The sequence below is a fragment of the Streptomyces sp. NPDC057271 genome (genome assembly GCF_042668715.1).
Lineage (GTDB): Bacteria > Actinomycetota > Actinomycetes > Streptomycetales > Streptomycetaceae > Streptomyces.
The window spans coordinates 1-25,167 of record NZ_JBHUYJ010000086.1 but is presented as its reverse complement, the minus strand read 5'-3'; the positions used below and the strand labels follow the sequence as shown (position 1 = coordinate 25,167).

Genomic DNA, 25,167 nt, shown 5'->3' with positions numbered 1-25,167 from the left:
CTCCCGTTCCTGGATAGCCCCCCCATGGCTGCGGTGCTTCCGTCTCCCCCCCCTCCCCCCCCCCCACCAACCCCCCTTTTCCCTTCCCCCTCCTCCTCTTCCCCCCCCCCCCCCCCCCCCGACGGGATTGCAAGTCGGGACGCCTGATCCTGGTCCCCCGCTTGCTGGTCTGCCGATCGGGGCTCATCCCCGCTGAGAGTCCCGACCCGGCGGTGGTTATGGCCGGGAGACTCCGTCCCTTGTAAGTCGGAAGGCGCCGACGACGGCCGCCATCGCCCAGGCCGCCTTCAAGCGCACCCAACGAACTGCCGGCTCCCAGTCGGTACGGGAGCGGCCCCTGGTCAGGGCAAGCTTCACCGGCACCAATGCAATGAGGATGACATCCAAGATCCGGGAGACCTTGTATCCGATTAGACCGACGATCGTTCGCATCGCCAGGCCCCAGTCCTTGCTGCTGGACACCTGTACTCCTTCGGGTTTCGAGTGTGCGTGTGGAGAGTGCGCTGCTTGCCATGCAGCCCACCCTCGGTGTGCACGGACCGTCCGCAGGAGGGGACGTGCCGTGCACCCGGGGGAAGGGGTGCCCGACGCTGTTTCAGGCGAGGCCGAGCTCCTCGCGCAGCGGCTTCAGTTTCCGGCCGGCCCGCCAGACGGCGTTGCGGACCGCGCCGTCCGAGATCCCAAGGTGCTCGGCCGCCTGCGGTGAGGTGAAGCCGTCGAACGTCACGAGCGAGAGCGCTACCAGCTCGCGGGGTTTCAGCGTGTCCGCGAACAAGCGACGGTAGGTGTCGATCACGAGCTTGTTCTGCGCCGTCGTCTCGACGACGTCCTCGTCGAACGTGACGACGTAGCCCGCGACCGGCTGGGGCGCTTCCTCCAGCACCCAGTGCTGGTCGCCCACCATGACCTCCCGGGCGCGCTGCTTGGCGAGCCTGGTGAAGAAGGCCTTGACCGCGTTGTTGAACGTCGCCCAGGCGTAATCGGAGATCTCGTGCTTCACCGGCCCGTTCTGGAGCTTGTGATGCAGGCCAGTGAATGCCTTGTCCGACACCTCGCCCTCGTGGAACTCACCGATCTTGACGATGACGTGACGGCGGTAGGAGGGCTCGTTGTCCTTGATCACCGCCCATTGCGGCAGGGACTCCTGCGGTAGGTCCGCCATCGGGCAGAGGCCGTCCAGGTAACTCGCACGCTGACCCGGGATCAGCCAGGGGTTCTTCATTGGTGGTCCTTACTGGAAGTACGAATCGTTCACTACGGACCACTCGCTGCGCCTCGCTGTCCCCTTCAGTGGCCCCGCAGTAGTTCCAGTCGCGGACGCGCTCGAACCGTTTGACCCCTAGCATGTGACCTGCATCACATCTCGCTGTACTGGTGTGGAGCGATGCCTGACGTCTGGGGAGCGGTGTGGCGAGGAGCTGGCCACGTCCTTGACGTCGTTCACCCACGTCGTGGTGCACGGGGATGTACAGGCCCCCTCACGCCATCACTCACCCCGCCTCCATAGCTGACGTTGGCCGGTGCCGCCCCGAAGATGCCGGAACCAGCGGGCAGGGGCGGGCGGGTGTGGGAGACCTGAAAGCACGGGCACAGGAAGCCGGCTGTCGGCAGGGCGCTGGAGGCAGGACGTGGGAGAGATCGCTCAGGGGATGGAGCGTGCGCTGCGTACCCGCCCCATACCCTCAAGCACCGAGGCCCGCCTGCGGTTTCTGCTGGCGTCGCACCAAGGCTCCACCCGGAAGGTGGCCACCGTGCTGGGGGTGTCACAGCGCACTGTGCAGCGGTGGGTGACAAAGAAGTCCGGAGCACGTCGTCCGCCGGGTCCGCTGCAGATACGGGCGATCGAGGAAGCGGTCCTGGACCGGTGGCAGCCCCGGATACGGGCCCGTCGGCGCGCCCAAGCCGAAGCGGAGGGCTTCGTCTTCCATACCCGGGCAAGATTCGGGTTCGCCGCGCCAGCAGGGTCCTCGGACGATCCGCGAGTGCGGTGGATCACCCAGTACCTGCCGGGAGAGGTAGCCCGCGAGCTGTTCGCCGCCCGGGATGCGGGCGCGGGCGAGCAGCAGCAGGCGGTGATCCTCGCCCGCGCGCTGGGGCATGCCTACTTCCGTGACGGGGGCCGCCGCGCCCACGGTCTGCACATCGCCTTCAGTGACATTGAGTTCGCCGACTTCTCGATCGGCTGAGCCTTCCTCTTCGAGCGTCCGCGGCAGGGGGTTCAGCGTCGCGAGGGTCTGAGGCGACTGGCCGGCATCGCTTCGTACCGCTCGGCTTCCTGCCGTTCGCGCCAGTCCCACTCCACACGGCCGACCGGGCCTTGGCGGCGGGCGGCTGGGGCGGGCGCAGTCTGGCCCTTTCCGCTGCGCGCAGCAGGTGCCCGCGGTCACCTGGCGCGGCGAGCAGCTCCTGGTCCTCGCCGGGTACCAGCCGGGTGAAGCAGGCCGCGGCCCGCAGAAAGACGCCGGCCCAGGGTGGTACGGGGTGAGCGGCGCAGCCGTCGGTGTAGCGGGCGTGGTCGTGCAGGGCGAGCGTGGCCGCGGTGTCGTTGTAGTCGCGGGGGCGTGCGGTGGCGAGTTGCTGGAGGGAGGCGCCGGTGAACAGCGCAGCGACGAGGGCCGCTGCCAGGCGCGGGTGTGCGGTCGCCGTGTGCAACCGGTGGGTGACTCGCTGGGCGGTGTGCGCGGTGAGAGGAGCGGGTGGTGGGCGGTGCCGCCAGGCGATCGGCGGTGGCGTGCACGGGGCGGGGCAGGGGCGGGGGCTGTCGTAGGAGACGAGGCGGTCCAGTGCCGGCAGGGTGAGCCACCGGCTGGCCGGCTCGGCGGGCTCGTCTGGGGGCGGGGGTTCGGCGACAGGGGTGCCGTAGTAGTGGCGGCGGGCAGCCTCGAAGTCGGCGGTGACGGAGTAGTCGGCCGTCCGCAGGGCCTGGTGCAGAGCGGCGGGAAGGTGGGGGCGGTGGCAGACCAGGGTCAGGTGGATACCGGTGCGGGCCTGCAGCTGAAGAAGGCGCATCGTGCGGCGGGCGGTGAGGCGGTGGGCGCGCAGGACGGTCAGCCGGGTGACGGGCAGGGCAGTGATCCAGGCGGTGGCGGCTTCCCAGGCGGGCTGGCGGCCGCCGGGAAAGCGGCCCGGGAGCAGGGGCGGTTTGCCCAGGGCGGCGAGTAGGTCGTGGGCGCGGCCGGTTTCGCTGGTGGTGCCCGGGCCGGGGTGCAGGGTGATCCGGCCGGACGGCGGATGGTGAGCGGCCAGAGCGGTGTGGGTGTGAATCGCGTCGTCGCCTGGGTCGAGAACCACGGTGACGGACGGCAGCGGCGGGGCAGGAGGCATGGACGGTGTGGTCAGGCGAGGCGGCTGAAGGCCCAGCGCAGCAGCTCATGGTCGACGCGGGGGCGGCCGGTGCGGGCCAGGGCGGTACGGGTGTGGGCGGTCAGCTGGGCCCAGGCGCGGAAGTTGCCGTGCGCGGCGTGGCTGTCAGCGAAGGCGATGTCCTCGGGGCCGGCGTCAGCCCAGACCGGGTGGAACAGCGGGATCACCTCGAGGACCTCGTCGGGTGTGAGGCGGGTGAACTGCTGCCATATGAAGATCCGGGAGGACAGCATCGGTTCGCGGCGCAGCACGGTGTGGCAGCCCGCGCCACCGACGAAAATGATGGCGAGCTGGGTGGAGGGTTCATCCCACAGGTAGCGGAAGTATTCGAACGCCTCGCCGTTGAGCCACTGGGCCTCATCCACAAGGAAGGTACGAGGGCGTTCGGCCAGAGCGGTCTTCAGCAGACGGTCGAACTCGCTGGGGTGGCGCGGTGGCTCGCCGGCCAGGTCGAGCGCGGTGAACAGTTCGTAGCGCACCGCGCGGGCCGTGGGCCGAGCCCGGAAGGTGATCTTGCGGACGTCCTCGCCGGGTTCGAGTGCGCGCAGGCAGGTGTTGACGGCGAGGGTCTTGCCGAAGCCGGCGCCGCCATGGATGCACATCATCGCGCGGGCGGCGACCGTGTCGGTGATGTTCTCCCGGGCGGTGAGCAGGGCGCGGGTGGTGACCACGGAGGCGTCGGGCAGGTCGACGTACTGGTAGGTGGCCGCGGTCACGAGGCGTCTCCGTCTTCGTCTGTGGTGGGAGGTGCGACCCGTCTGTCCGGGCTGTCCGGGGCTGTTGCGGTGACGTCACGGCTGGCCGGGGGTGGGGCGGGCCTGCCTGGCGTGGTCAGCGCGGCCAGGGAAGCCGGGGTGCGCCAGTCGGCCGGCGGTGCAGCGGGAGGGATGACGTCCGGCAGCGCAAGCTGCGACAGACCGGCGCCGGCACTCTGGGCGAGTTCGGCGTCGGCCTGCGCACCGGTCAGTGTGCCGAGCCGCCGAGGGGGCTCGGCCTGGGTGACGGCGGCGTAGCGCTGTCGCTGGGAAGCTTCAAGGTCCTTCTTCAGACGGCGGCTGCGGGCGGCCCGTGCCCGCCGCACGGCGCTGACCTGTTCCTCGGTGGCCTGATCGGCCAGATCCGCCGGCCCCAGGTAGCGGCCGGTGGCGGCGTGGTAGACCTCGATGCGGTGGTCGTGGTGGGGCATGAACCGGACCCGGACCCGGATCCCGGCCTGACCGGTCATCCACGCACCCACGTAGTCGCGTTTCCTGAAACGGATGCCGCGGGTGGTCAGCGTGCGGGTACCGGCGTCCTCCAATGTGAACGTCCACAGATCCGCGGCCGGCACGTCCCGCAGCGGGGTGGGATCGTCCTGCCACGCCTCAAGCGGAGTCTTGCCCCGCAACGGCGCGGGACGGTGCTCGGTGTTCCACCACCGTGTCCAGTCCAGCAGTCGGGCAGTGAAGTCCTCGAAACCGAGCAGCACCTCGTCCTTCGGCCGGGAGGGGCGTTTGCCGGGGCGGGGCTGGCGGGCGTAGCCGGGCAGCGCGGCCAGCAACATCGGCTCCACCGCCCGGTTCAGGCCCTCGACAGTGCCCTTGAGGTGCGGGGTGTAGGCGGGCAGGTCCTCCACGGTGACGTCCAGAAGATCGAACGCGGCCGTCACCGTCCGGGACAGGAAGTCCTTGCCACGGTCCACCCGCACCTTCTCGGGCAGGCCGCCGAACGGACCGTAGGGATCCTCGCGCAGGACCGCGGAACGCAGCGCGGCCAGCACCGACTCCCGCGACGGATGCACCGGCGTGACCGCGACACCGGTGATGCCGTTGGTGGCGCAGTCGGTGAACCACGTGATCCACGGCCTGCGGGCCCTGCCGTCGACATCGACCAGCACCGGGACCTGCATGTGGTCGGTCTCCCACACCTGGTTACGCCAGCCCCGCGGCCGGGCCAGGAACACATCATGCTTGCGCGCCGCCCGCTCCCCACCCGCAAGACCGGCCCGCTCCCCCGGCGTCAGATCACGGCGGATCGCCCGATGCAGCGTCGGAATCGACGGAGGCGGCTCCCCCTCGCCCCTGGCCGCGCGAGCGATCAGCTCACGATGCACCGCCGCGACATTGCCCTTCCACAAGGCCAGCAGGCGGCGCACTTCCGGGGTGACGGAGAAGCGGTCTTTGCTCTGGGCCCGCGCCCCAGGCTCCGCGGCCGCGGACTCGTCACGCTCGGCAGCGGAAAGCCACCGCCACACCGTGCGCTCGGTCACTTCCAACGACTGGGCCATCAGCCGTACATGCCGGGTGGTCAGTTTCTGGTCCTGTCGCAGGGCGAGCAGCCGGCGCACGGCAGGACCGCGCAGCGCCGACAGGGAGGAAGAAGGCAGACCTCCCCGCCCGTGCGGACCGTCCCCGTGGCCGCCAGCCTCTCCCGGCCCGGAGGCGCCGGTCACAGCGGCCCCATGAGCCGTGCGCAGGCCCGCTCCAGCAACCGGCGGTCCACCACCGCACGGCTCTTGCCGTAGATCTCGGCGGTCAGGTGCGACGTCAGCTTCGCCCAGGTCCGGAAGTTGCCGTGCCCCACATGCTCGTCCACCCACGCGACATCGTCCTTGGTCACGTCCTCCCACAGCGGGTGGAAGGCAGCCATCACGGTGGCCACCTCGCGCGGGCCAAGGCGCGGCACCGGCTCCCAGGTCAGCACCCGAGAGGCCAATGCGGGCACTCGGCGCAGCGCCCGTTCGCTTCCTGCCCCCGCGAGCACGAGTGCCGTGTCCGTCTCCGGGTGGTCCCACAGCCCGCGCAGAAACTCCAGCGCCGGTCCCGGAAGGCGCTGTGCCTCGTCCAGGACCAGCACGCGGGGCTGTCGTAGCGCGTTCACCAGCGTCAGGTCGGCCTCCCCCGCCCCGCGTGGCAGACGCCTGCCCAGCTCCAGGGCGTCCGCGAGCACCCGGCGCAGTTCGGGGACCGTCGGGTGCACACCGACATGGACCCGGCGGACCCGGGCCGGGTGCGGCAGCTGGGACAGGGCGTACTGCAGCGCGACGGTCTTGCCCTGGCCAGCGTCGCCGTACAAGCACACCACCGCCCCCACCGCGGCCGCGCGCGCGACCGTCCGCAGCACCGACCGCACAGCAGGTGTGTGCACCACCTGGGCATCCGGGACCAGGACCGGGACCTGCGCCAGGTGCTTCTGCTCCCGCAGAAACACCTGCCCACCACCGTCTTTCTCGGCCACCACGTTCAGGCCCAGCTCGCTGAGCGGATCCGGCCGGCGTGACCCGGCCACCACAGGCTCCCGCTCCACCATCAACGCCCGGCCCGCGCGGCGGTCCCTGCGGATCACCCGGTGCAGTGTCGACGCCGACGGAACCGAGGCCCCGCCGCTGGCAGCGGCCAGCCGGCGCCTCAGCTCAGCGACATTGCCTCCCACCTCGCCCAGCAGCGCCCACACCTCGTCCGACACCGCATACCCCTGCCGGATCCCGGGTTCCGTCTGCCCGGTCGCCTTCGCCTGCTCCAGCCAGCGCCACACCGTACGCTCCGAAACACCCACCGTCTCAGCGACCGCACGCACATGCCGCGTGGCCAGCTCCCCCGCCTGCTGCCGCTCCAGCAGACGACGCACCACCAACCCCCTGGGCAGCACAGCCCCCCGACCGGCCCTTACCTCTTGGTCCACGCCCCGATCACACCGGCCGGGCCCACCTCAACGCATAAGAACTCTCGAACCTGAGACAACATCAGCTGCCATGCGATAGAGCCCCACGACAGCGATCCCACCCCCCAATCTCTCACCCCATGACAGCGGCCCACCCACCCACAAACACCCACTGACCAGCCCCGCAACACCCATCCCTGGACCAGCACGACCGGCTCTCACCCCCACCGACACCAACCCGAGAGATCGCAGGTGCGTCAGCGGCGAACCAGGTCGTCGAGAGGGCCGGACGACGTCAGCGCCCGGAAGCTCCGAGGATCTGGTCGGCCGTCGCGAAGCGGTGCTCTGTTGGCTTCAGCACTTCGTAGAGGTAGCCGAAGTAGTCCGTTTCCACCGTTCCTGTGAGCACCACCAGCAGGAAGGCGAGGCACCCCATGTCGTGGTGCTCCCACAGTGGGCCCGCCCCTCGTTGTAGAGCACAGTCCACTCGTCGGGGTGCTGACCGGGCCGCGCCGAGGGCAATCCAGTCGGAGCGAGGCTCTTCACGGACAGTCCATCTCCTCACGCAGTTCTTCCATGCGATCCATCAGGACACCGAGGAGCCTCCGCCGGGCGTCCTCCGCTCCCTCGTAACGGCCGTCCGCATCCCGCTCGAGTGTCTGCCGCCGGGCGCCGTTCGCTTGGACGGCGTCCTCGATGTACGAAGCAGTCGCTAAGGTCCCGCAGCGCTTCCGTCTCGGGAGACGGCCTGCGAACACCGGCGATCTCTCTGCTGCTTCGGGAGTGGTCGAACCGCAGCCCGTACACTTCGCACCGGTCTGCGGCCTCCCGCACCCTCTTCACTGCCTCAGACACCTTCCCGTTGATGTCGACGGGTTCGCCGCGGTGCATCGCCTGTCGGCCGTCGTCGAGGATCAGGAGGATGTCGCGGGTGGCGCGGCGCAGGTCCATCATTCGTTCGAACTCGACTTCGCTGCGGGCTCGTTGCTCTTGTCGCCGGACATGGCGTCCAGTGAGGGCCGGTGCGGTGAGAGTGGCCGCTGCGCCGAGGAAGGCTCCGCCCAGGGCGCCGATGAGACCGTAGATCGCTTCTGACACAAAAGTATCGTCGCGCGTTGTTGGACGAAGTGCCCGGCGTTCCGTGATCGAACCGCATAGGCGCATCGCCGCAGAACCGCGGCCAGCGTCGTAGGGCGGGCGGGGCCCGCCCAGCGGTCAGGGGTCGAGGTCGCCTGCCGGGATCGCGCAGGACACGGTTCGCCGACGCACCCGGGCCCGGCGCGCTGCAGTCCACGCCCTTCTGTAGGCAGGACACAGCAATGCGACACACCTTACCTGGACCGTGCCCTGGGGTGCAGCGCATCACGGGGGTGGTTGCCGGATGTCGGGGCAAGGGGGTCGTTTCCCGCCGGATTCACCAATGCCCTGAACTCCCGGCGGCCAGTGGGTAGCGTCTGCTGTCGTCACTCGGCCGCGGCGTTCGAGCCGGCCGGACGTTGCAAGCATAGGAAGCGAGTACCGATGTTAACTGTGGAGACGTCTCTGAAAGAGGCGATGACCTCGGTAGAAGGGAGTCTGGGGGTCGCGCTGGTCGACTACACGAGCGGCATGGCCCTCGGCACGCTGGGGGGAGGGAAGGACCTCGATCTGGCGGTAGCCGCTGCGGGGAACACCGACGTGATTCGGGCGAAGGCCCGCACGTTGGAGATGCTGGGCCTCAAGGAGGACATCGAGGATGTGCTGATCAGCCTCGGAAGCCAGTACCACCTCATCCGGCTGATCAGGGGCCGCGGGGGCAACGGTCTCTTCCTGTACCTCGTCCTGGACAAGGGCAGGGCGAACCTCGCCATGGCCAGGCACCAGCTCAGGCGTATCGAGGCGGACCTGGAGCTGTAGCCGTCCTTCTGTTTCCCGGCTTCGAACGCCCACGAGTTGAAAGATTCTTCAACTCGACACATCTGAAAGTGATCAGCCTGGGGGCAGGTCGGAGCCGGGAGGCGGGAGAATGAGTGCCACCGGACACGTGGAACCGGCGGGTCCGGCTAGCAGCCCATGGAACGGTCGAACTCAGGTGGGAGCGTTGTCACATGCAGGTGCCGCTGTACCAAGCCAAAGCGGAGTTCTTCCGCATGCTCGGACACCCCGCCCGGATCCGCGTCCTGGAACTGCTCCAGAACGGCCCCGTACCCGTCCGCGAACTCCTGAACGAGATCGAGATCGAACCGTCCAACCTCTCCCAGCAGCTCGCGGTACTTCGCCGGGCCGGAATCGTGGTATCCATCCGGGACGGCTCCACAGTCAGTTACGCCCTCGCAGGCGGCGACGTGGCAGAACTCCTCCGCGCCGCACGACGCATCCTCACCGAACTTCTGGCTGGACAGAACGAGCTGCTCGCGGAACTCCGGCACACCGACACCTCTGCCGGGACGAGTTCGCCACCTGCGTGACCCTGGCTCGATCACATGCTGTTTCCGCTCCACGTGGCCTGGTTGGGGTAGTCCATCTGCGGAGTCGATGGACGTGCTCACGTGCGGCATCGCGTTGACGACATCGGGCAGCCGCTCCTTGGCCGTTGCACGATCATCAGCTCCAGGCCGGTCACGGCGGTTGCACCGCGGGGCGTCATCACTCGGGCCGCGCACACGCCCAGGAGCCGGGCGAGTTCCGCGAGGGGGGTGCCCCTATGTCCTTGGTCAAGGGAAACGTGCGTGCGTGGGGTCGGTGATCCGGGCAGCATGGCGGGGTGAGCGACCTGCTGTGGGATGACGTGAAGTGCTTCTTCGACCTGGACTTGATGGGGGTGTTGCCGGACGTGCGTGTCCCGGATGCCTCGGTGGAGGACTGGCAGGCGGTCCTCGATCTTGTCGCGGAGAAGGGTTGGAAGTGCCAGTACTCCGAGGGAAGGTCGGTGCTTCCGGTGCCCCGGGCGGAGGCCGTTCTGTCCCGTCCGGCGGATGCCGAGTGCCCGGACCTGCGGGTCTGGCCGACGGACGATGTGTTGGCGATATTCAGCTTCCATGCCGACGACGAAATCGACTTCGACGTCGACCTGCGGGAGTTGCAGGGTCAGGACCGACTGGATGTGCTCTGCGGCTTCCTTCGGGAGATCGGGCGTCGGCTGGGCAAGCCGGTGCTGATGGACCCGGAGGGCGAGTACGGCCATCCAGTGCTCGGCTTCGACGTCGAGGCCGATCGAGTCGTCCTCCTCGCAGACCCGCAGCTCAGGTGACGGGGGCCGACGGCGGGACTGTAAATCGTTCGGTGTAACTCCCGATCAAGGAAGATGCACCGATGACCAGTGAGAACGTGACCGAGGCCGAGTCTGTCGAGCCGTCTGAGCCGCAGCCGTCGAAGGCGGTGGACGACCGGCTGATCGACGAGCTGGTCTCCCGGCTCAGGCCGAGGGCCTTCAGCTGACCGGTGAGGGCGGGCTGCTGCAACAGTTGACGAAGCGGCTGCTGGAGTCCGCCCTGGAGGGCGAGATCACCGACCATCTCGGCTATGACAAGCACGATCCGGCCGGGAAGAACGGCGGCAACAGCCGCAACGGCACCCGTGCCAAGACCGTCCTGACCGACGTCGGCCCGGTCGAGATATCCGTGCCCCGCGACCGCGACGGATCCTTCGAGCCGAAGATCGTCAAGAAGCGTCAGAAGCGCCTGACCGGCGTGGACGAGATGGTCATCTCCCTGTCCGCAAAGGGCCTGACCACCGGCGAGATCCAGGCCCACCCGGCCGAGGTCTATGGCGCCGAGGTCTCCCGCCAGACGATCTCCACGATCACCGACAAGGTCATCGACGGCATGGCCGAGTGGCAGAACCGGCCGCTCGACGCGGTCTATCCGGTGGTCTTCATCGACGCCATCCACGTCAAGATCCGCGACGGCGCCGTCGCCAACCGGCCCATCTACGTGGCCCTGGCCGTCACCACCGAAGGCCGGCGGGACATCCTGGGGCTGTGGGGCCGGCGACGGTGGCGAGGGCGCCAAGCACTGGATGCACATCCTCACCGAGATCAAGAACCGTGGCGTGAACGACGTGCTGATGCTGGTCTGCGACGGGCTCAAGGGCCTTCCCGACGCGGTCGAGACCGTCTGGCCCCGCACCACGGTGCAGACCTGCGTGGTCCACCTGCTGCGGAACTCCTTCCGCTATGCCGCCCGCCAGGACTGGGACAAGATCGCCAAGCTCCTCAAGCCCGTCTACACCGCGCCGACCGAGGACGCGGCCCTCGAACGGCTCGCGGAGTTCGCCGACGCCTGGGGCAGGAAGTATCCGGCGATCGTGAAGCTGTGGGAGAACGCCTGGGAGGAGTTCACCCCGTTCCTCCGCTTCGACACCGAGATCCGCCGCATCGTTTGCCTTACGAACGCGATCGAATCGGTGAACGCGCGGATCCGGCGGGCGGTCAAGGCCCGCGGCCACTTCCCGAACGAGACCGCGGCCCTGAAGTGCGTCTACATGGCCATCATGTCGCTGGACCCCACCGGCCGAGGTCAGGCCCGCTGGACCATGCGCTGGAAGACCGCCCTGAACGCCTTCGACATCACCTTCGACGGCCGCCTCTCCGCAGCCCGTCAGTAACCCCAACCACCCTCGTTACACCGTTCGATTGACAGACCCGTTCTCATCGCAACACAAGCGGATGACTGCCACACGGTCCGCCTGCTGGAGGGGGGCGTCGTGGACGGCCCCCCGTCCTGGTCGACTGGACTCCCAGCTCGTGCGGTGTTGCGGGCGCGGTCGTCACTCTCCGCCGCGGTCCGCTCCGTCGGGTAGTGGACCGGCGTCTGAGGGGGATTTCATCGCAGTAACGCCGCGTCTCGTGTCCGTCCTCTTCTCATCGCCCTCGGCCCGCTCCAGCGCTACGCGCCGTGATCGACGCGTTGACGCGAGGCATCGCACCGTTGGGACGCTCGGACAGGAGGCGCGACAATGGAGATGAATCAGACGAAGGTCGATCCCCCCGGCGGTATCGACGGGGTTTGCGCCGTCTCCGCCACGCCGCCCCAAGCAGGTGGCGCTGCTGCCGTCGAGAACGGCCCGTTCACCGCGCCTTCCCCACCCGCAGACAGGACGAACCGTGTCCACAACAGCACTGCCCCGGTCGCTCGTCACGGCTCTGGTCGAGGACGCCGTCACCGCGCCCTCGATGCACAACGCACAGCCCTGGAGGTTCGTCCATCGGACCGGTACCGACACGATCGAGCTGTACGGCGATCCCGCACGCGGCCTGCCGGTAGAGGACCCCGACCACCGCGCCCTGCACCTCGGCTGCGGTGCCGCCCTGTTCTGTCTGCGCGTCGCTGCCGCCCACCGCGGTCACGGCGCCGCCGTGCGGCTGCTGCCCTCCCCCGAAGATCCTCAGCATCTCGCCGACGTACAGGTTGATGGATCATCGGTCGAGGACGATCTGGCGCTGCTGCGTCCCGTGCTGCGGGAGCGGCATACCAGCCGCTTCCCCTTCTCCGAGGAAGAGATCCCCTCCGAGGTGCTCGACGGTCTGTGTGGCGCAGCGCTCCTGGAAGGTTGCCGGCTGGTCGTGCCGGGAGCCTGGCACACAGACGCCGTTCTGGGGCTCATCCACAATGCTGAACTGTTCGAGGCCGCGAACGAGGCGGTTCGCGCGGAGATCGCCGCGTGGACGCGCCCGGACACGGCCGACGAGGATGCGCAGACCGAGGGCATCCCCGCCTACTCCTTCGGTCCGCGGCAGTACGGCGTAACCTCCCCGGTCCGAGATTTCGACTCCCCGCGCCATGCCTCCGACCGCACCTCGGCCGCCTTCGAACGGAATCCCCAGATAGCCCTGCTCGGTACGGCCGAAGACACTCCAGAAGCCTGGCTGAGGGCCGGGCAGGCGATGCAGCGGGTACTGCTCCAGGCCACACTCGACGGGCTGTCCACCTCCCTCATGTCCCAGCCGCTGGAGTGGCCCGAGCTCCGTACCGCCGCGAAGGACCCGGGCTCCGCGATGGGCTTCGTCCACATGGTGTTCCGTTTCGGCTACGGTCCGCGCGGCCGAGCCACCCCGCGCCGGTCCGTCGCCGATGTACTCGTCTTCGACTGAGTCCCCTGTCGCCGGCCAGGACGAGCCCTCCTTCCGAGGGATAGCAGAAGCACCGGACGTCGGGCCTCACTGGGACCTGGTCACCTGGGTCCGTTCCAAGGGCGCTACCGGACGCGTTCGCCTTCTCGGAGTCCAGCTCCGCGGCCAGTGGAGTTGAGGAAGAAGTCCCGGACATCCTCGGCGAGCAGCTCGGGCACCTCCATCGCGGCGAAGTGGCCGCCGCGGTCGAACTCCGACCAGTGCCCGATGCCGTACAGCCGTTCGGCGAGTGGACGCACCGACTGCGTGATGTCGTGCGCGAAGACCGCTACGCCGACCGGCACCGGGCACCGCTCGATCCGCCGCGCGGCCTCGTGTGTGAGCCGCGCCGAGGAAGCCGCGGTCGCAGTCAACCAGTACAGCGATATGTCGGTGAGCATCCGTTCGTCGCTGATCGGCGAGCGCGGGTCGGTCCACTGGGCGAAGCGCTCGGCGATCCAGACCAGCTGCCCCACCGGCGAGTCGGTCAGCGCGTAGCCGATGGTCTGAGGTGTCAGGGCTTGCAGCGCCTGGTACGGCGGGCGGTTGGCCATCAGCTGCCTGACCTTGGCCAGCCGGGCTTCGTCCGTTTCGGACAGTTCGAGGCCGGCGTCCGGATCCGGCCGGGTCGGCAGGTAGTTGACGTGGACCCCGACGACCTGCTCGGGAGCCACCGCGCCGAGCGCCAGGGAGATGCCCGCGCCGAAGTCACCGCCCTGCGTGCCGTAGCGCTCGTAGCCGAGACGGCGCATCAACTCGGCCCAGGCCCGTGCGACACGGGCGATGTCCCAGCCTCGCTCGCGGGTCGGACCTGAGAAACCGAAGCCGGGGATGGACGGAATCACCAGGTGGAAGTCGCGCGACAGCGGCTCGATCACATCAAGGAACTCCAGGAACGAACCGGGCCAGCCGTGGGTGAGGATCAGCGCGAGCGCGTCCCGGTTCGACGAGCGCACATGGACGAAGTGGATGTTCTGGCCGTCGATCTCGGTGGTGAAGTGCGGAAGCTCGTTGAGCTCGGCCTCATGGGCACGCCAGTCGTAGCCGGTGCGCCAGTACTCGGCAAGTGCCTTGAGTCGCGCGAGCGGAAAGCCGTAGTCCCACCCGGCGTCGGCGACTTCGTTGGGCCAGCGGGTGCGGGTGAGACGGTCGTTCAGGTCGTCGAGGTCGGCCTGGGGGATGTCGATGCGGAACGGCTTGATCACGGTCTTCCCTCCACGGGATTCATTAGAAGCATAAACGTTCGTGATACCAACAAAGCTAGACTGTTAGTGTCACTAACGCAAGAGGTTGAGCGTCACTGGTGAGATCGACGCCTGCGCCGGTCCCGCGTCTCGAGTTCAGGGCCGGGAGGTGGCGGCCTTGACCCCGAACCCGATCAGGGCCACGCCTGTGATGCGGCCCATGGCGCGTCGTACCGCGAGTGTTCGAAGCAGGGGCCCGTGCGCCACGGCACCCCGGATGGGTGGGCGCGCGCCGTCGGAAACCACCTGGTTGCGGTAGTCGCTGCGTGCGCACCTGGGCCGGCATTGAGGTGTTCGCGCCGTTGGCGCCCTTCAACAGGGCTGCCACGTATCCGGTTTGGGACAGCACGGCCAACGCCGGGGCCTGCACCGGCTCTCGCCGAACTGATTCAGGGTCGGTCACGCATACGTTCGGACGTGCCGGGCACGCGAACGTCAGCCATATACGGCTGCTGGAGACCGCTCCAGGGCCGTCACCCAGGCATCAGAGGGCGGTTCATGAGGTGTTGACCGTTTCCCGATTGAGCCGAAGCACGCTGGTTGTCACGTGGGCAGGCTTCTCGGCACCTGCGAGGCTTGACGTCGGCAGGTCGTTCTTCGTCAGCTCTCGACGGCCTCTGCAATCTGCAGGGCGACCTGGACGGGCGGGAGGTGCGTGGTGTCGACGACCTCCGCCTCGGCGTGCAGCCACGTGCGGGCCGCCTCGGCGTACGGCTCAAGACATTGGAGACGGAACGGGGAGTTGGGGCCACGAACAGTGTCGCCCGCGATGCGCCCGCGGAGGGTGTCCTGGTCGGCATGGAGGACGAAGTGCCGGACCGGAATGGCATGCTGAGCAAGACCGGAGGTGATCTCGCGCCAGTACTGCTCGACGAGGACAGTCATGGGCACCACCAGAGTGCCGCCGGTGTAGTCGAGAACACGTCGGGCGGTCTCGACCACGAGCGGCCGCCATGGCGGCCAGTGCTGGAAGTTGTCCGTAGCGGGCAACCCCGGCGTGATGTCCATGAGTGTCTCGCCGACCTTCTCGGCATCGAACACCCGTGAATCCGGGATCAGCTGCTGCACGAGCGCACTGGTCGTCGTCTTGCCCGCGCCATGGGTGCCGTTGAGCCATACGATCATGAGACTCGACGCTAGCGTCGTGCGGCCCGCAGGAACAGGCACAGCAGGAATCTGCTCACTGATGAGGCTGGTGTGGGGCTGCTCGTCGCAGTGCTCGGCGGCTACTGCTTCCTGGTGAAGCCGCCGGCGTCGGCCTCCGTGAGGATACCGAGCTTGACCAGGCGTTTCAGCTTGGCGCGGGTGCCTTCGATGTTCTTCGGCAACAGTTCGTGGTCGAGGGCTTCGCACACGTCCCGGGCCCGCAGCGGGCCGGCCACGTCGTTGAAGACACCGAGGATGCGGGGGTAGTCCGGGTGCTCGGGCAGGTCCGGCGGGACGGCTGGGAGCCGGTCGGCGAGGGCGGTGACGGTCTTCCGGGTGATCGCGAGGTGTTCGAGGTGGGTCTCGGCCTCCCGCAGCCGGGCCTGCAGTTCGCCGATCTGCGTGCGGAGGTCGTCGGCGATGGCCCGGGCGGCGTCCTCTTGGATGCCGAGCGCGTCGAGCAGGGGCTGGATGTTCACGCGCTCACCGCCTGCGCCTCGCGCCAGGTCGGGGTGTTCGCACCGGCGAGGCGGCGGACCATGACCTGGGTCATGGCCCAGTAGACGCGGGAGGCAGACGAGGCCGGGTGGTGCTCGTAGTCGCGGACCAGACGCCGGTGCATTATCAGGATCCCGTAGGTCTGCTCGACCCTCCACCGCTTCGGCTGCGGGACGAACCCCTTGTCCTGCGGGTTGCGTTCGACGATCTCCACGTCGACGCCGAGTGCGGTGCCGTGGTCGACCACGGCCTTCTTGAAACCCTGGTCGCCCAGCGCCTTCTCGACCGTGCAGCCGGCGTTCTCGGCGACCTGGTCCAGCAGGGCGATGCCCGCGGCGTTGTCGTGCGCGCTCGCGGCCAGGACGATGACGGCGATGACCAGCCCGAGCACGTCCACAGCCAGCCCCCGCTTTCGGCCCGGCACCCTCTTCGCCGGGTCCCGGCCCGGTCGTGGACGCGGGGACCCCAGCGGCCGCGTGGACACTCTGGGTGTCCAGCACCACCAGGGTCGGGTCCTCTAACCGGCGGGCCCGTTCAGGGACCTGGCAGCGCAGGAACTCGTGGATGACCTGGTCGGTTCCGTCGTCCCGCCAGGCGGCGAAGTAGTAGTACGTCGCGCTCTTCGGCGGCAGATCGTGCGGCAGGTAGGCCCACTGGCAGCCGGTCCGGCCCTGGTAGAGGATCGCGTTCACGATCTCCCGCATTGCGTAGGCGCCCTGGTGGCCGCTGACCGTGCGGTGCCGGTCCTTCCACGCCGTGATCACCAGCTCGATCAGAGCCCACTGCTCGTCCGATAAGTCGCTCGGGTACGGCTTGCGTTCGCTCACATCATCACACCAGCAGACGGGCGGCTACGGACCAGCGGATTCCGCCCCGCATCCACACCATCAGGCGATGACAGAGGCGCCCAAAGAATCACGAACCGCCCTCTCATAGGCGGGAACATGAGCGCGACTGACGACGAGAAGAAGACGTCCGGAAAGCTCGACATCGCCACGGCCACGCGCCGTGCCTCCGCGCAGCTTTCGGAGCTGTTGCGGTGCGAACCCGGTTCCGTTTCAGCGGTCGAAACCACGGAAGGCGGGTGGGCGGCCGAAGTGGAGGTCGTCGAGCTGGAGAAGGTGCCGGACACGACGAGCGTCATGGCCACGTACCGCGTGCCCGAGCTGGCCCGCATCCGCTCGATCCTGGCGCAGGAGCGCCTTTTCGTCGTCGTCCAGGACCTGTTCCTGACAGAGACGGCGCAGCTGGCCGATGTGGTGCTCCCGGCGGCGACGTGGGGAGAGAAGACCGGCACGTTCACCAACGCCGACCGCACCGTGCACCTGTCCGAGCAGGCCGTCGAACCTCCCGGGGAGGCGAAGCCCGATCTGGAGATCTTCCTGGACTACGCGCGGCGGATGGGTTTCCGTGACAAGGACGGCGGGCCGCTGATCACCTGGGACGGTCCCGAGTCCGCGTTCGAAGCCTGGAAACGGTGCAGCGCCGGCCGCCCGTGCGACTACACCGGCCTCACCTACCGCATGCTGCGGGGCGGCAGCGGCATCCAGTGGCCGGTCGCCGAGACGGCGCCCGAAGGCACCGAACGCCTCTACACCAGCGGTATCAGCTGGGCATCGGCCGACCTGTGCGAGGAGTGCGGCAAGGATCTGGTGACCGGAGGGGCCGGCGGCGAGGCAGAGTACAGGTCGTTCAACCCGGACGGCAAGGGCATGCTCAAGGCGGCCGAATACCTGCCGCCGCACGGGATGCCGGACGAGGAGTACCCCTTCCAGCTGAGCACTGGCCGCACCATCTACCACTTCCACACCCGGACCAAGACCGGCCGCGTTCCTCAGCTCAACGCCGCGGCCCCCGATGTGTGGGTCGAGATCTCCGCGACCGACGCGACGCGGCTGGACCTCGGCGAAGGTGACCTGGTCGACGTCTCCACCCGCCGCGGCTCGCTCAGGGGGCGGCTGCGCGTCACCGGTCTGCGGCCCGGGGTGCTGTTCGTCCCCTTCCATTACGGGTACTGGGACATGCCCGCGGGCGCCGGTCCCGGGGCCACGGCACCGGGCCGGGCGGCGAACGAGACCACGATCACCGACTGGGATCCCGTCTCCAAGCAACCTGTCGCGTAGGACTGCCGCACCACGACCGGCCCACCGTACGCCAGTGACGGCTCACGACGTGGGTGGGCTACGGCGGCAGGTGCCGGGTGACGAGTGCCTTCAGTCGGCTCAGCAGGGCGGCCAGCGTCTCCGCGTCCGGCCCTCGTTGGAACGAGGCCTGGAGGAACTGGTAGGTCCGGTCCTGGCCGGTCACCGTCAGGGTGGTGGTGTGGATGGCTCCGTCCGGGGACGCCGCGGTCTCATGGGTCTCACTCATCGCCGCGTACTCGCCGAGGTCTTCGTACGGGACGGCGAGGAAGCGGTTCCCGTCACGGAGTCGTATCCCCCAGGTGGTGACGGCGATCGCCCGGGAGCTGTTGAGGATGCGCGGCCAGCGGTAGAAGGCAAGAAGTCGCTCCGCTCCCGCCGGGACCTGTTCGTCCAGCACCTTGTTGATGAGCTTCTGCGGCACGTCCGGGTCGGACCGGACCCGGAGCTTGTGTGCGCGGCAGAGCGTGACGATCTCGTCGTACGGGAGCGGGGCCGGCGCCCGGGCGGACGCGGGCGTTGGGGGGCGCGGCCTCGCGGGCTGCCGATCGCGCGGAGGCCGGTACGAGCCGTTGCGGGCCAGAACGATCCGGGAGCCGAGGGCTTTCGTCCTCAGCATGGGTTCCGGCAGCAGCGGTAGAGCCCTGCGGCGCTCGGTCAGACGGTGGGAGACCGCCACGAAGACGTCGTTGAGGTCGAGGTACTCGGGGCCCTTCGGGTCTCCGGCACGGAGCACGTACAGCAGTTCGCCGGTGAACGCGGTGTGCCGCTCGCCTATCGGGGCGAGCGCCTTGCGGGTCGCTGCTGCGGCTGTGAACAGCCCGACGCCCTCGATCTCCGCCTGCCTCGCGAACTCCGCGCTCCCGCCCCCTCCCATATGCCCGTCGCCCGCCCGGTCCGCGTAGCAGCAGTCAAGGACGACCACCGTGCGGCGGCCCTTGCGGACCGGTGGCTGGAGGCGGAGGCGCAGGTCGTTGTAGCGCAGGCCCTCGTCGGCATCCTCGATGTGCGGGAGGGTCAGGTAGAGCGAGTCGTCCGAACCCGCCCGCAGACCGTGCCCGGCGTAGTAGACGAGCAGGGTGTCGGAGGCTTCCTCGGCGGCCTTCCTGACCGCGCGCTTCACGGCTTCGCCGGACTCCGGCTGCAGGAGCGTGACGCAGTTGTCCTGCGGGAGGGACCACACGGTCCCGTTGGTGAGGGCGGCGCGCAGCTCCCGTACGTTGTGGGAGACGGCCGGAATGTCCTTGAGGTCGGGCAGGTTCTTGACCCCGGAGGCGTTTCCGATCAGGACCGCACGGCTCGCGGCCATATCGGGCAGGGTCACCGTCCCTCGGCCTCCGGGTCCTCGTCGGAGTCGAGCAGCGCCTTGAGGGCCTGTTCCACTTGCTCCGGGGTCGCGCCCTCGACGGTGACGGTCTTCTTGGCGCCGTCGCGCTCGATGATCAGGCGTCGCCCCTGCTGTGCGCCCCGCTCGCGGCGGGCGTCCAGCCAGGTTGCGGCGGCGACCACGAACCCGCCGAGGGCGACCGCCGTGTCGAAGGCCGCCTGGATGGTCTCCCCGACGCCCATCTGCTCCGGACTTCCGCCGGTGAGGAAGGGCTGGGCCTCGGCCCCGGCGGGGTCCTTCCGCAGCCAGTCCAGCAGGTCGTCCGCATCCCCCGACGCCCCGTCCACCACTGTGACCCGTACCTGCATCATTCGTTACCCCCTCGTCGACCACACCCGCCCACCTGGCCAGGCGCAGTCGTACTTACCCCGCCACGCGCGCATCGATTCCGTGGACCACTACGCAACTCTCGGCCCGGCGCCTGTGAGGGCCCTCAAGGCCGCCTGGACCGCCACCCACGGCACCCCAAGGCGGTCGGTCGCCGTCTCCTCTGGCAGGACCAGCGCGGTCGAAATGCGTCGCCGAACCGGAGGACCGGCGTGGCGCCGCCGGCGTGGCGCGAGCAGAACTCTTCTCCGCAGGAGGCGGAGCCACGCGGGGTCAGGGCGGCCGTGCGGTCACGGGTCGCGGCGGGGTGCGCTTCTGGCGCGGATGGGCGCGAACGCGCGGTGGCTGCCTTGCAGCCCGGCGGGATGGTCGGGCAGATTCGCCCGTCGCCACGAAAGGCTCGGTCACCGGCGCCGCCGTTGCCGGGCTGGGCCGTGCGGGGGCGTGGGTGGGTCGCGGTGATCGCCAGGCCTACCCACACCGGCGTCGCGGACCTCGTGGCCTCTGCACCCACGACTGCGGCCGCCGGTGCTTCCCGTATGAACGCCCGCTGAGCGTCGTCCCAGGCAGGTCGCGGTCGACGGGCTGATCTCACCCGAGGAGATCGCCAACCTGGTCGTCTGCCTCGCCCGACCGGGCTTCGGTCACCACCGGCGGCGCGCCGCGCGTGGACGGCGGGTCCCTGGACGCGATTTCGCCGTAGGACACGCGCGCCCGGCCGGACGCGTTCGGCGACTCGCCGGCTACCGGTTGTACGACCGCAACGGGTAGCGTGACCTCGTCATTGCCCGAGATCTCAGGGGTGCGTGCGTGGGGACCTGATTCCGGCGCACCCGGGGCGCGTGGAGCGAAAGGCAGCACCTGACCGTGACGGACCGGCTTGACCAGGAAACGCTCCAGCAGATCTACGCACGCGGGGGCTCCAACGCCGTGAAGCGCGCGCTGGAGGACTTCGCCGTCGTCGCCGCCGACGAGGAGCTGGACGCTGCCGTCGAGCTGGCGTGTTCCGTGATCGCCGCGGAAACCGCGCGCATCACGGCGGTGGCCGATCAGCGTGAGGCCCGGATCGCGGCACTCGAAGCGCAGGCTCGGGCGCTCCAGGAGGAGATCGATGCCTCCTCACGGTCAGGGCCGGCATGACCGTCCGCTGAGCCTGGCCCGGCGCTCCTCGTCGGGGATGACGCCCGCACGGTGGCCGAGTCTCCCCGTACCCGTGCCAGGTGGGAACTGCGGTAGGCGGGCGGGTCGGCGGACGTTCAGGGAAACGGGCTGCCCCGGGCGGGCACCGCCCGGAAGTCTGCGCGGGTGACTGAGAAGACTCCGTATGACGCCGACCGCGCGGGGTTCACGCGACGGGCGTTGGCTCGTCTGGTTCCCCGCTGTCACGCCGTGGACCTCGCCGAGTCCGCCACCGGCCTGGTCGCCAACGACGAACACCCCGTCAGCTCGGGCCTCGTCCTGGAGGAGCCGCGTCCGTAGCGCCTCCGGCTCTCGCCCCTGCCGAGTCCCCGCAGAGCCCCCGCCCCGTGCGGACGGGTGTACCCGTCCGCGGTCCGGGCATGCGACGTACCCGCCGTCGTTCCCGGCTCCCTGTTCTTCGCCGGACCGGCAGCGCGGCCTCGGCTCCGGCGTCACCCGGACGGGTCCGTCGGTGCGTTGGCGGGGCGCCGTTGTGGGAAGGCTGGCGTGATGACGGTGCGGAGGCCTGGCGGCCAGTGAGGTGGGGACGATGGAAATGGGGGCGCGTGGTTCCGACGCCTCGGGGCGGGCGGCCCGGTGGTGGGCCCGTGGGGCCGTGGTGGCCGTCGTGGCGGCGGTTGTCGTGCTGCTCCTGGGGTTCGGCGGCGGAGGGCTCCTGATCGTCCTGAGCGGCCTCGCCGCGCTGGTCGTGTCGGCCGCGGGCATCTGGTGGACGCTGGCCCACCGTGGACCGCGGCGGTGGCTCGGCGTCGTCCTCATGGTGGGCGCACCCGTGGGTCTGGTCGTGCTGTACGTACGGAGCGGACTGTGGGTGACCGCACTCATCGCGGTCGGGCTGTGGAGCGTGGCGGCGGCCTGTGCGCGGACGGCACTGCGGCGGCCGCACGCTCGTCATGTCATGCGGGCGGAGCCCCGACACCCTCCGCGGCGGCCCGTCATCCTGATGAACCCCGCCTCGGGGGGCGGCAAGGTCGAACGGTTCGGTCTGGTCGAGAAGGCCGAGCGGCTCGGCGCCCGGGTGGTGTTGCTGGAACCGTCCGGCCGTTTCGACGTCACGGCCCTGGCCCGCGAGGCCGTGGCCGAGGGAGCGGATCTGCTCGGTGTCGCGGGCGGCGACGGCACGCAGGCCCAGGTCGCCGCGGTCGCCGCCGAGCACGACGTGGCGTTCCTGGTGATCCCCGCGGGCACGCGCAACCACTTCGCCATGGACCTCGGTCTCGACCGCAACGATCCGTCACTGACCCTGGAGGCCCTCACGGACGGCGAGGAGCTCCGCGTCGATCTCGGCAGTGTGAACGGCCGGCCGTTCGTGAACACCGTGTCGTTCGGGGTGTACGCGGGGGTCGTGGAGCGCCCCGAGTACCGCGACGCCAAGGCGGAGACGGCTCTGGACGTCATGCCCGACCTGCTGCACGAGTCCGGGCCGCGGCTCGATGCCACCGCCGACAAGACGCGCCTGGCCTCCCAGCAGGCCGTTCTGGTCAGCAACAACGCGTACGCCCGGCCGGATCCCCTCGCGGGCGGTCGCCGTCCACGCCTCGACCACGGCAGGCTGGGAGTCATCGGACTCCGGGTGGAGAGCGCGGCGCAGGCGGCCGACGTCGCGCTGCGGGGATCCCAGTCCGACAGTCTGAACGTCCTGACCGCCCACCGCGTCGAAGTGACCTGTGACGCCGAGACCATTCCCGTCGCCGTGGACGGCGAAGCGATCGCGTTGCCCGTGCCGGTGACGTGCACCGTCCGCCGCCGGGCGCTCCGGGTACGTGTGCCACGCGGCCGGCCCGGTTCACCCCCGGTCGCCCCTCCGGTCGACTGGCGCCGCGTCCTCTCGCTTGCCTTAAAGGGAAGCGACGGACGTGACTGAGCGCAGCGGCCGGAGCCATCAACGAAAGCAGAGGGCTATGAGCGCAGCACACGAACAGGAAGCGGTACGCATCGAGAAGGCCCGGCGCGCGGGGCGCCGGTTCGCGGACGGCGTCACCGCTGTCATCGCCGATCTCCGGGCGATCGACGGCGCCGTCTACGCCGCGGTCGCCGCGACACCCACGCCGACCCTGGACCCGCGCCTGCGGCGGCTGTCGGCCGCGGCCGACCATTCCAAGATCTCTTTCGGTATCGCCGCCGCCCTCGCTCTGGTCCCTGGCCGCCCGCGGCGCGCCGCCGCCCTCGGTGTCGGAGTGGTGGCCATGGCCTCGGCCACGGCGAACCTGCTCGGCAAGCGGCTCGTACGCCGGTCTCGCCCCGACCGCGAGGCGGCTCGGGTCGTCATCGACCGGCACGTTCCCATGCCGACCTCGGCCTCCTTCCCTTCCGGTCACACGGCCTCGGCCGTGGCCTTCGCGGCAGCCGTCGGCTACGTCCTGCCCCCTACGGCCCTGCCCCTCACGGCTCTCGCCTGCGCCGTCGGATACTCCCGCGTCCATACGGGCGTGCACTATCCGGGCGACGTCCTCGCGGGCGGCGTGCTCGGCGCCACGACGGCGACGACCGTCCTCACCCTGGCCCTCTCGCAGCGCGACACTTTCAGGTTTCGGAGGTGACTTTGCATGATCATGCGAGATTATGCATACTCTTCCTATGTCTAAGGTCCTCACCTCCCTTCCTTCCGGCGAGCGCGTCGGAATCGCCTTCTCGGGCGGGCTCGACACGTCGGTCGCCGTCGCGTGGATGCGTGACAAGGGCGCCGTCCCGTGCACGTACACCGCCGACATCGGCCAGTACGACGAGCCCGACATCGCCTCCGTGCCCGGCCGCGCCAAGACCTACGGCGCCGAGATCGCCCGGCTGGTCGACTGCCGTGCGGCGCTGGTCGAGGAAGGTCTGGCCGCGCTCACCTGCGGCGCGTTCCACATCCGCTCCGGTGGTCGGGCCTACTTCAACACCACGCCGCTCGGCCGCGCCGTCACGGGCACCCTCCTCGTGCGGGCGATGCTCGAGGACGACGTGCAGATCTGGGGCGACGGCTCGACCTTCAAGGGCAACGACATCGAGCGGTTCTACCGGTACGGGCTGCTCGCCAACCCGCACCTGCGGATCTACAAGCCGTGGCTCGACGCGGACTTCGTGACCGAGCTCGGCGGCCGTACGGAGATGTCCGAGTGGCTGCTCGCCCACGGCCTGCCCTACCGGGACAGCACCGAGAAGGCGTACTCCACGGATGCCAACATCTGGGGTGCCACCCACGAGGCGAAGATCCTGGAGCACCTCGACACCGGGGTGGAGACCGTGGAGCCGATCATGGGTGTCCGGTTCTGGGACCCGTCGGTCGAGATCGCCGCCGAGGACGTGACGATCGGGTTCGACCAGGGCCGGCCGGTGTCGATCAACGGCAAGGAGTTCCCCTCCCCCGTCAGCCTGGTCATGGAGGCCAACGCCATCGGCGGCCGCCACGGCATGGGCATGTCCGACCAGATCGAGAACCGGATCATCGAGGCCAAGAGCCGCGGCATCTACGAAGCACCCGGCATGGCCCTGCTGCACGCGGCGTACGAGCGCCTCGTCAACGCCATCCACAACGAGGACACCCTCGCGCAGTACCACAACGAGGGCAGGCGGCTCGGCCGGCTGATGTACGAGGGCCGCTGGCTCGACCCGCAGGCGCTGATGATCCGCGAGTCGCTGCAGCGGTGGGTCGGCGCGGCCGTCACCGGCGAGGTCACCCTGCGGCTGCGGCGCGGCGAGGACTACTCGATCGTCGACACCCAGGGCCCCGCCTTCAGCTACCACCCGGACAAGCTGTCCATGGAGCGCACCGAGGATTCCGCGTTCGGTCCGGTGGACCGGATCGGCCAGCTCACGATGCGCAACCTCGACATCGCCGACTCGCGGGCCAAGCTGGAGCAGTACGCCGGACTCGGCCTGATCGGCACCGCCAACCCCGCCATCGGCGCGGCCCAGGCGGCCGCGACCGGTCTGATCGGCACGATGCCGCAGGGCGGCGCCGAGGCCATCGCCTCGCGCGGCGAGGTGTCGGGCATCGACGAGCTGCTGGACAGGGCCGCGATGGAGTCCGGCACCGACTGATCGGTCCGTCCCCTTCGCCGGAGCCGGCCGCACCGTACGAGGCCCGTCCCGGCGCCAACGGGGGGCGGGAGGGGGCTCATTGTTTCTCCGCCCCCTTTCGGTGAAGGGTGG

At 69.6% G+C, this 25,167-nt stretch carries 24 protein-coding genes and 4 pseudogenes; 15 read left to right on the top strand and 13 right to left on the bottom strand.

Annotation, left to right across the window (positions count from 1 at the left end):
• Positions 1 to 216 precede the first annotated feature (216 nt).
• Positions 217 to 462 carry a hypothetical protein gene (locus tag ACFUJR_RS29705; RefSeq protein ID WP_383173950.1) on the bottom strand — a complete coding sequence of 82 codons (246 nt, stop codon included), beginning with the start codon at positions 460 to 462 and terminating at the stop codon, positions 217 to 219.
• Between the two features lie 133 nt (positions 463 to 595).
• Positions 596 to 1,222: a sigma-70 family RNA polymerase sigma factor gene (locus ACFUJR_RS29700; RefSeq protein WP_383173947.1), complete on the bottom strand. Its 627-nt coding sequence runs from the start codon at positions 1,220 to 1,222 to the stop codon at positions 596 to 598.
• A gap of 427 nt (positions 1,223 to 1,649) precedes the next feature.
• On the opposite strand from ACFUJR_RS29700, the gene tpg reads away from it, so the two are divergent.
• Complete coding sequence (gene tpg, locus ACFUJR_RS29695; RefSeq protein WP_383173953.1) at positions 1,650 to 2,186, top strand: telomere-protecting terminal protein Tpg; 537 nt, start codon at positions 1,650 to 1,652, stop codon at positions 2,184 to 2,186.
• On the opposite strand, the gene ACFUJR_RS29690 is transcribed toward tpg, so the two are convergent.
• The 5 genes from ACFUJR_RS29690 to ACFUJR_RS29670 all read right to left on the bottom strand — a co-directional run bounded on the left by ACFUJR_RS29690 (position 2,149) and on the right by ACFUJR_RS29670 (position 7,438).
• Positions 2,149 to 3,324 (bottom strand): hypothetical protein, encoded by a 1,176-nt coding sequence (locus ACFUJR_RS29690; protein ID WP_383173944.1) that lies wholly within the window; start codon positions 3,322 to 3,324, stop codon positions 2,149 to 2,151. The genes tpg and ACFUJR_RS29690 overlap by 38 nt on opposite strands.
• A gap of 11 nt (positions 3,325 to 3,335) precedes the next feature.
• On the bottom strand, positions 3,336 to 4,079 hold the full coding sequence (locus tag ACFUJR_RS29685; protein WP_383173941.1) for an AAA family ATPase: 744 nt from the start codon (positions 4,077 to 4,079) through the stop codon (positions 3,336 to 3,338).
• On the bottom strand, positions 4,076 to 5,689 hold the full coding sequence (locus ACFUJR_RS29680; protein WP_383173939.1) for a Mu transposase C-terminal domain-containing protein: 1,614 nt from the start codon (positions 5,687 to 5,689) through the stop codon (positions 4,076 to 4,078). Before ACFUJR_RS29680 ends, ACFUJR_RS29685 begins: the two co-directional genes overlap by 4 nt.
• A gap of 101 nt (positions 5,690 to 5,790) precedes the next feature.
• Positions 5,791 to 6,969: an AAA family ATPase gene (locus tag ACFUJR_RS29675; protein ID WP_383173936.1), complete on the bottom strand. Its 1,179-nt coding sequence runs from the start codon at positions 6,967 to 6,969 to the stop codon at positions 5,791 to 5,793.
• Positions 6,970 to 7,297: 328 nt separating this feature from the next.
• Entirely contained in the window at positions 7,298 to 7,438 is a 141-nt protein-coding gene (locus ACFUJR_RS29670) for a hypothetical protein (protein WP_383173933.1), read from the bottom strand.
• Positions 7,439 to 7,785: 347 nt separating this feature from the next.
• Here ACFUJR_RS29670 and ACFUJR_RS29665 point away from each other — a divergent pair, with 347 nt between their 5' ends.
• The 7 genes and pseudogenes from ACFUJR_RS29665 (at position 7,786) to ACFUJR_RS29635 (ending at position 13,072) form a co-directional block, all read left to right on the top strand.
• On the top strand, positions 7,786 to 8,097 hold the full coding sequence (locus ACFUJR_RS29665; RefSeq protein WP_383173930.1) for a hypothetical protein: 312 nt from the start codon (positions 7,786 to 7,788) through the stop codon (positions 8,095 to 8,097).
• A 426-nt stretch (positions 8,098 to 8,523) separates the two neighbouring features.
• The gene (locus ACFUJR_RS29660; RefSeq protein ID WP_383173927.1) at positions 8,524 to 8,898 is read left to right on the top strand and encodes a hypothetical protein; all 375 of its coding nucleotides are present in this window, start codon (positions 8,524 to 8,526) and stop codon (positions 8,896 to 8,898) included.
• 191 nt (positions 8,899 to 9,089) lie between these two features.
• Positions 9,090 to 9,449 carry an ArsR/SmtB family transcription factor gene (locus ACFUJR_RS29655; protein ID WP_383173924.1) on the top strand — a complete coding sequence of 120 codons (360 nt, stop codon included), beginning with the start codon at positions 9,090 to 9,092 and terminating at the stop codon, positions 9,447 to 9,449.
• Between the two features lie 296 nt (positions 9,450 to 9,745).
• Entirely contained in the window at positions 9,746 to 10,231 is a 486-nt protein-coding gene (locus tag ACFUJR_RS29650; RefSeq protein ID WP_383173921.1) for a hypothetical protein, read from the top strand.
• A gap of 62 nt (positions 10,232 to 10,293) precedes the next feature.
• The gene (locus tag ACFUJR_RS29645) at positions 10,294 to 10,419 is read left to right on the top strand and encodes a hypothetical protein (RefSeq protein WP_383173918.1); all 126 of its coding nucleotides are present in this window, start codon (positions 10,294 to 10,296) and stop codon (positions 10,417 to 10,419) included.
• Positions 10,395 to 11,586: pseudogene (locus ACFUJR_RS29640) on the top strand (IS256 family transposase); the annotation flags it as partial. The gene ACFUJR_RS29645 and the pseudogene ACFUJR_RS29640, both read left to right, overlap by 25 nt.
• Positions 11,587 to 12,085: 499 nt before the next feature.
• Positions 12,086 to 13,072, top strand: a complete 987-nt coding sequence (locus tag ACFUJR_RS29635; protein ID WP_383173915.1) for an Acg family FMN-binding oxidoreductase — start codon at positions 12,086 to 12,088, stop codon at positions 13,070 to 13,072.
• Positions 13,073 to 13,176: 104 nt separating this feature from the next.
• On the opposite strand, the gene ACFUJR_RS29630 is transcribed toward ACFUJR_RS29635, so the two are convergent.
• From ACFUJR_RS29630 to ACFUJR_RS29615, 4 genes and pseudogenes are all read right to left on the bottom strand, one after another.
• Positions 13,177 to 14,295: an epoxide hydrolase family protein gene (locus ACFUJR_RS29630; RefSeq protein ID WP_383173912.1), complete on the bottom strand. Its 1,119-nt coding sequence runs from the start codon at positions 14,293 to 14,295 to the stop codon at positions 13,177 to 13,179.
• 639 nt (positions 14,296 to 14,934) lie between these two features.
• Complete coding sequence (locus tag ACFUJR_RS29625; protein ID WP_383173909.1) at positions 14,935 to 15,459, bottom strand: AAA family ATPase; 525 nt, start codon at positions 15,457 to 15,459, stop codon at positions 14,935 to 14,937.
• Between the two features lie 101 nt (positions 15,460 to 15,560).
• A complete protein-coding gene (locus ACFUJR_RS29620; protein ID WP_383173906.1) occupies positions 15,561 to 15,959 on the bottom strand; it encodes a hypothetical protein in 399 nt (132 codons plus the stop codon).
• A pseudogene (locus ACFUJR_RS29615) lies at positions 15,956 to 16,805 on the bottom strand (IS5 family transposase). Before ACFUJR_RS29615 ends, ACFUJR_RS29620 begins: the two are co-directional and overlap by 4 nt.
• A gap of 117 nt (positions 16,806 to 16,922) precedes the next feature.
• On the opposite strand from ACFUJR_RS29615, the pseudogene gvpO reads away from it, so the two are divergent.
• Positions 16,923 to 17,126, top strand: a pseudogene (gene gvpO / locus ACFUJR_RS29610) (gas vesicle protein GvpO); the annotation flags it as partial.
• Positions 17,127 to 17,135: 9 nt separating this feature from the next.
• Positions 17,136 to 18,095 (top strand): annotated as a pseudogene (locus tag ACFUJR_RS29605) (molybdopterin oxidoreductase family protein); the annotation flags it as partial.
• 64 nt (positions 18,096 to 18,159) lie between these two features.
• Here the strand turns inward: ACFUJR_RS29605 and ACFUJR_RS29600 are convergent.
• Entirely contained in the window at positions 18,160 to 19,428 is a 1,269-nt protein-coding gene (locus ACFUJR_RS29600; protein WP_383173903.1) for a caspase family protein, read from the bottom strand.
• An 11-nt stretch (positions 19,429 to 19,439) separates the two neighbouring features.
• On the bottom strand, positions 19,440 to 19,817 hold the full coding sequence (locus ACFUJR_RS29595; protein WP_383173900.1) for a hypothetical protein: 378 nt from the start codon (positions 19,815 to 19,817) through the stop codon (positions 19,440 to 19,442).
• A gap of 883 nt (positions 19,818 to 20,700) precedes the next feature.
• Here ACFUJR_RS29595 and ACFUJR_RS29590 point away from each other — a divergent pair.
• The 5 genes from ACFUJR_RS29590 (at position 20,701) to argG (ending at position 25,056) form a co-directional block, all read left to right on the top strand.
• Positions 20,701 to 20,973: a hypothetical protein gene (locus tag ACFUJR_RS29590; RefSeq protein ID WP_383173897.1), complete on the top strand. Its 273-nt coding sequence runs from the start codon at positions 20,701 to 20,703 to the stop codon at positions 20,971 to 20,973.
• A gap of 165 nt (positions 20,974 to 21,138) precedes the next feature.
• Entirely contained in the window at positions 21,139 to 21,312 is a 174-nt protein-coding gene (locus ACFUJR_RS29585; protein WP_383173894.1) for a hypothetical protein, read from the top strand.
• Positions 21,313 to 21,562: 250 nt separating this feature from the next.
• Positions 21,563 to 22,897: a diacylglycerol/lipid kinase family protein gene (locus tag ACFUJR_RS29580; RefSeq protein ID WP_383173891.1), complete on the top strand. Its 1,335-nt coding sequence runs from the start codon at positions 21,563 to 21,565 to the stop codon at positions 22,895 to 22,897.
• Between the two features lie 37 nt (positions 22,898 to 22,934).
• Positions 22,935 to 23,573, top strand: a complete 639-nt coding sequence (locus ACFUJR_RS29575) for a phosphatase PAP2 family protein (RefSeq protein ID WP_383450915.1) — start codon at positions 22,935 to 22,937, stop codon at positions 23,571 to 23,573.
• A 37-nt stretch (positions 23,574 to 23,610) separates the two neighbouring features.
• Positions 23,611 to 25,056, top strand: coding sequence for an argininosuccinate synthase (gene argG, locus ACFUJR_RS29570; RefSeq protein ID WP_383173885.1), 1,446 nt, complete (start codon positions 23,611 to 23,613; stop codon positions 25,054 to 25,056).
• The last annotated feature ends 111 nt before the right edge of the window (positions 25,057 to 25,167 follow it).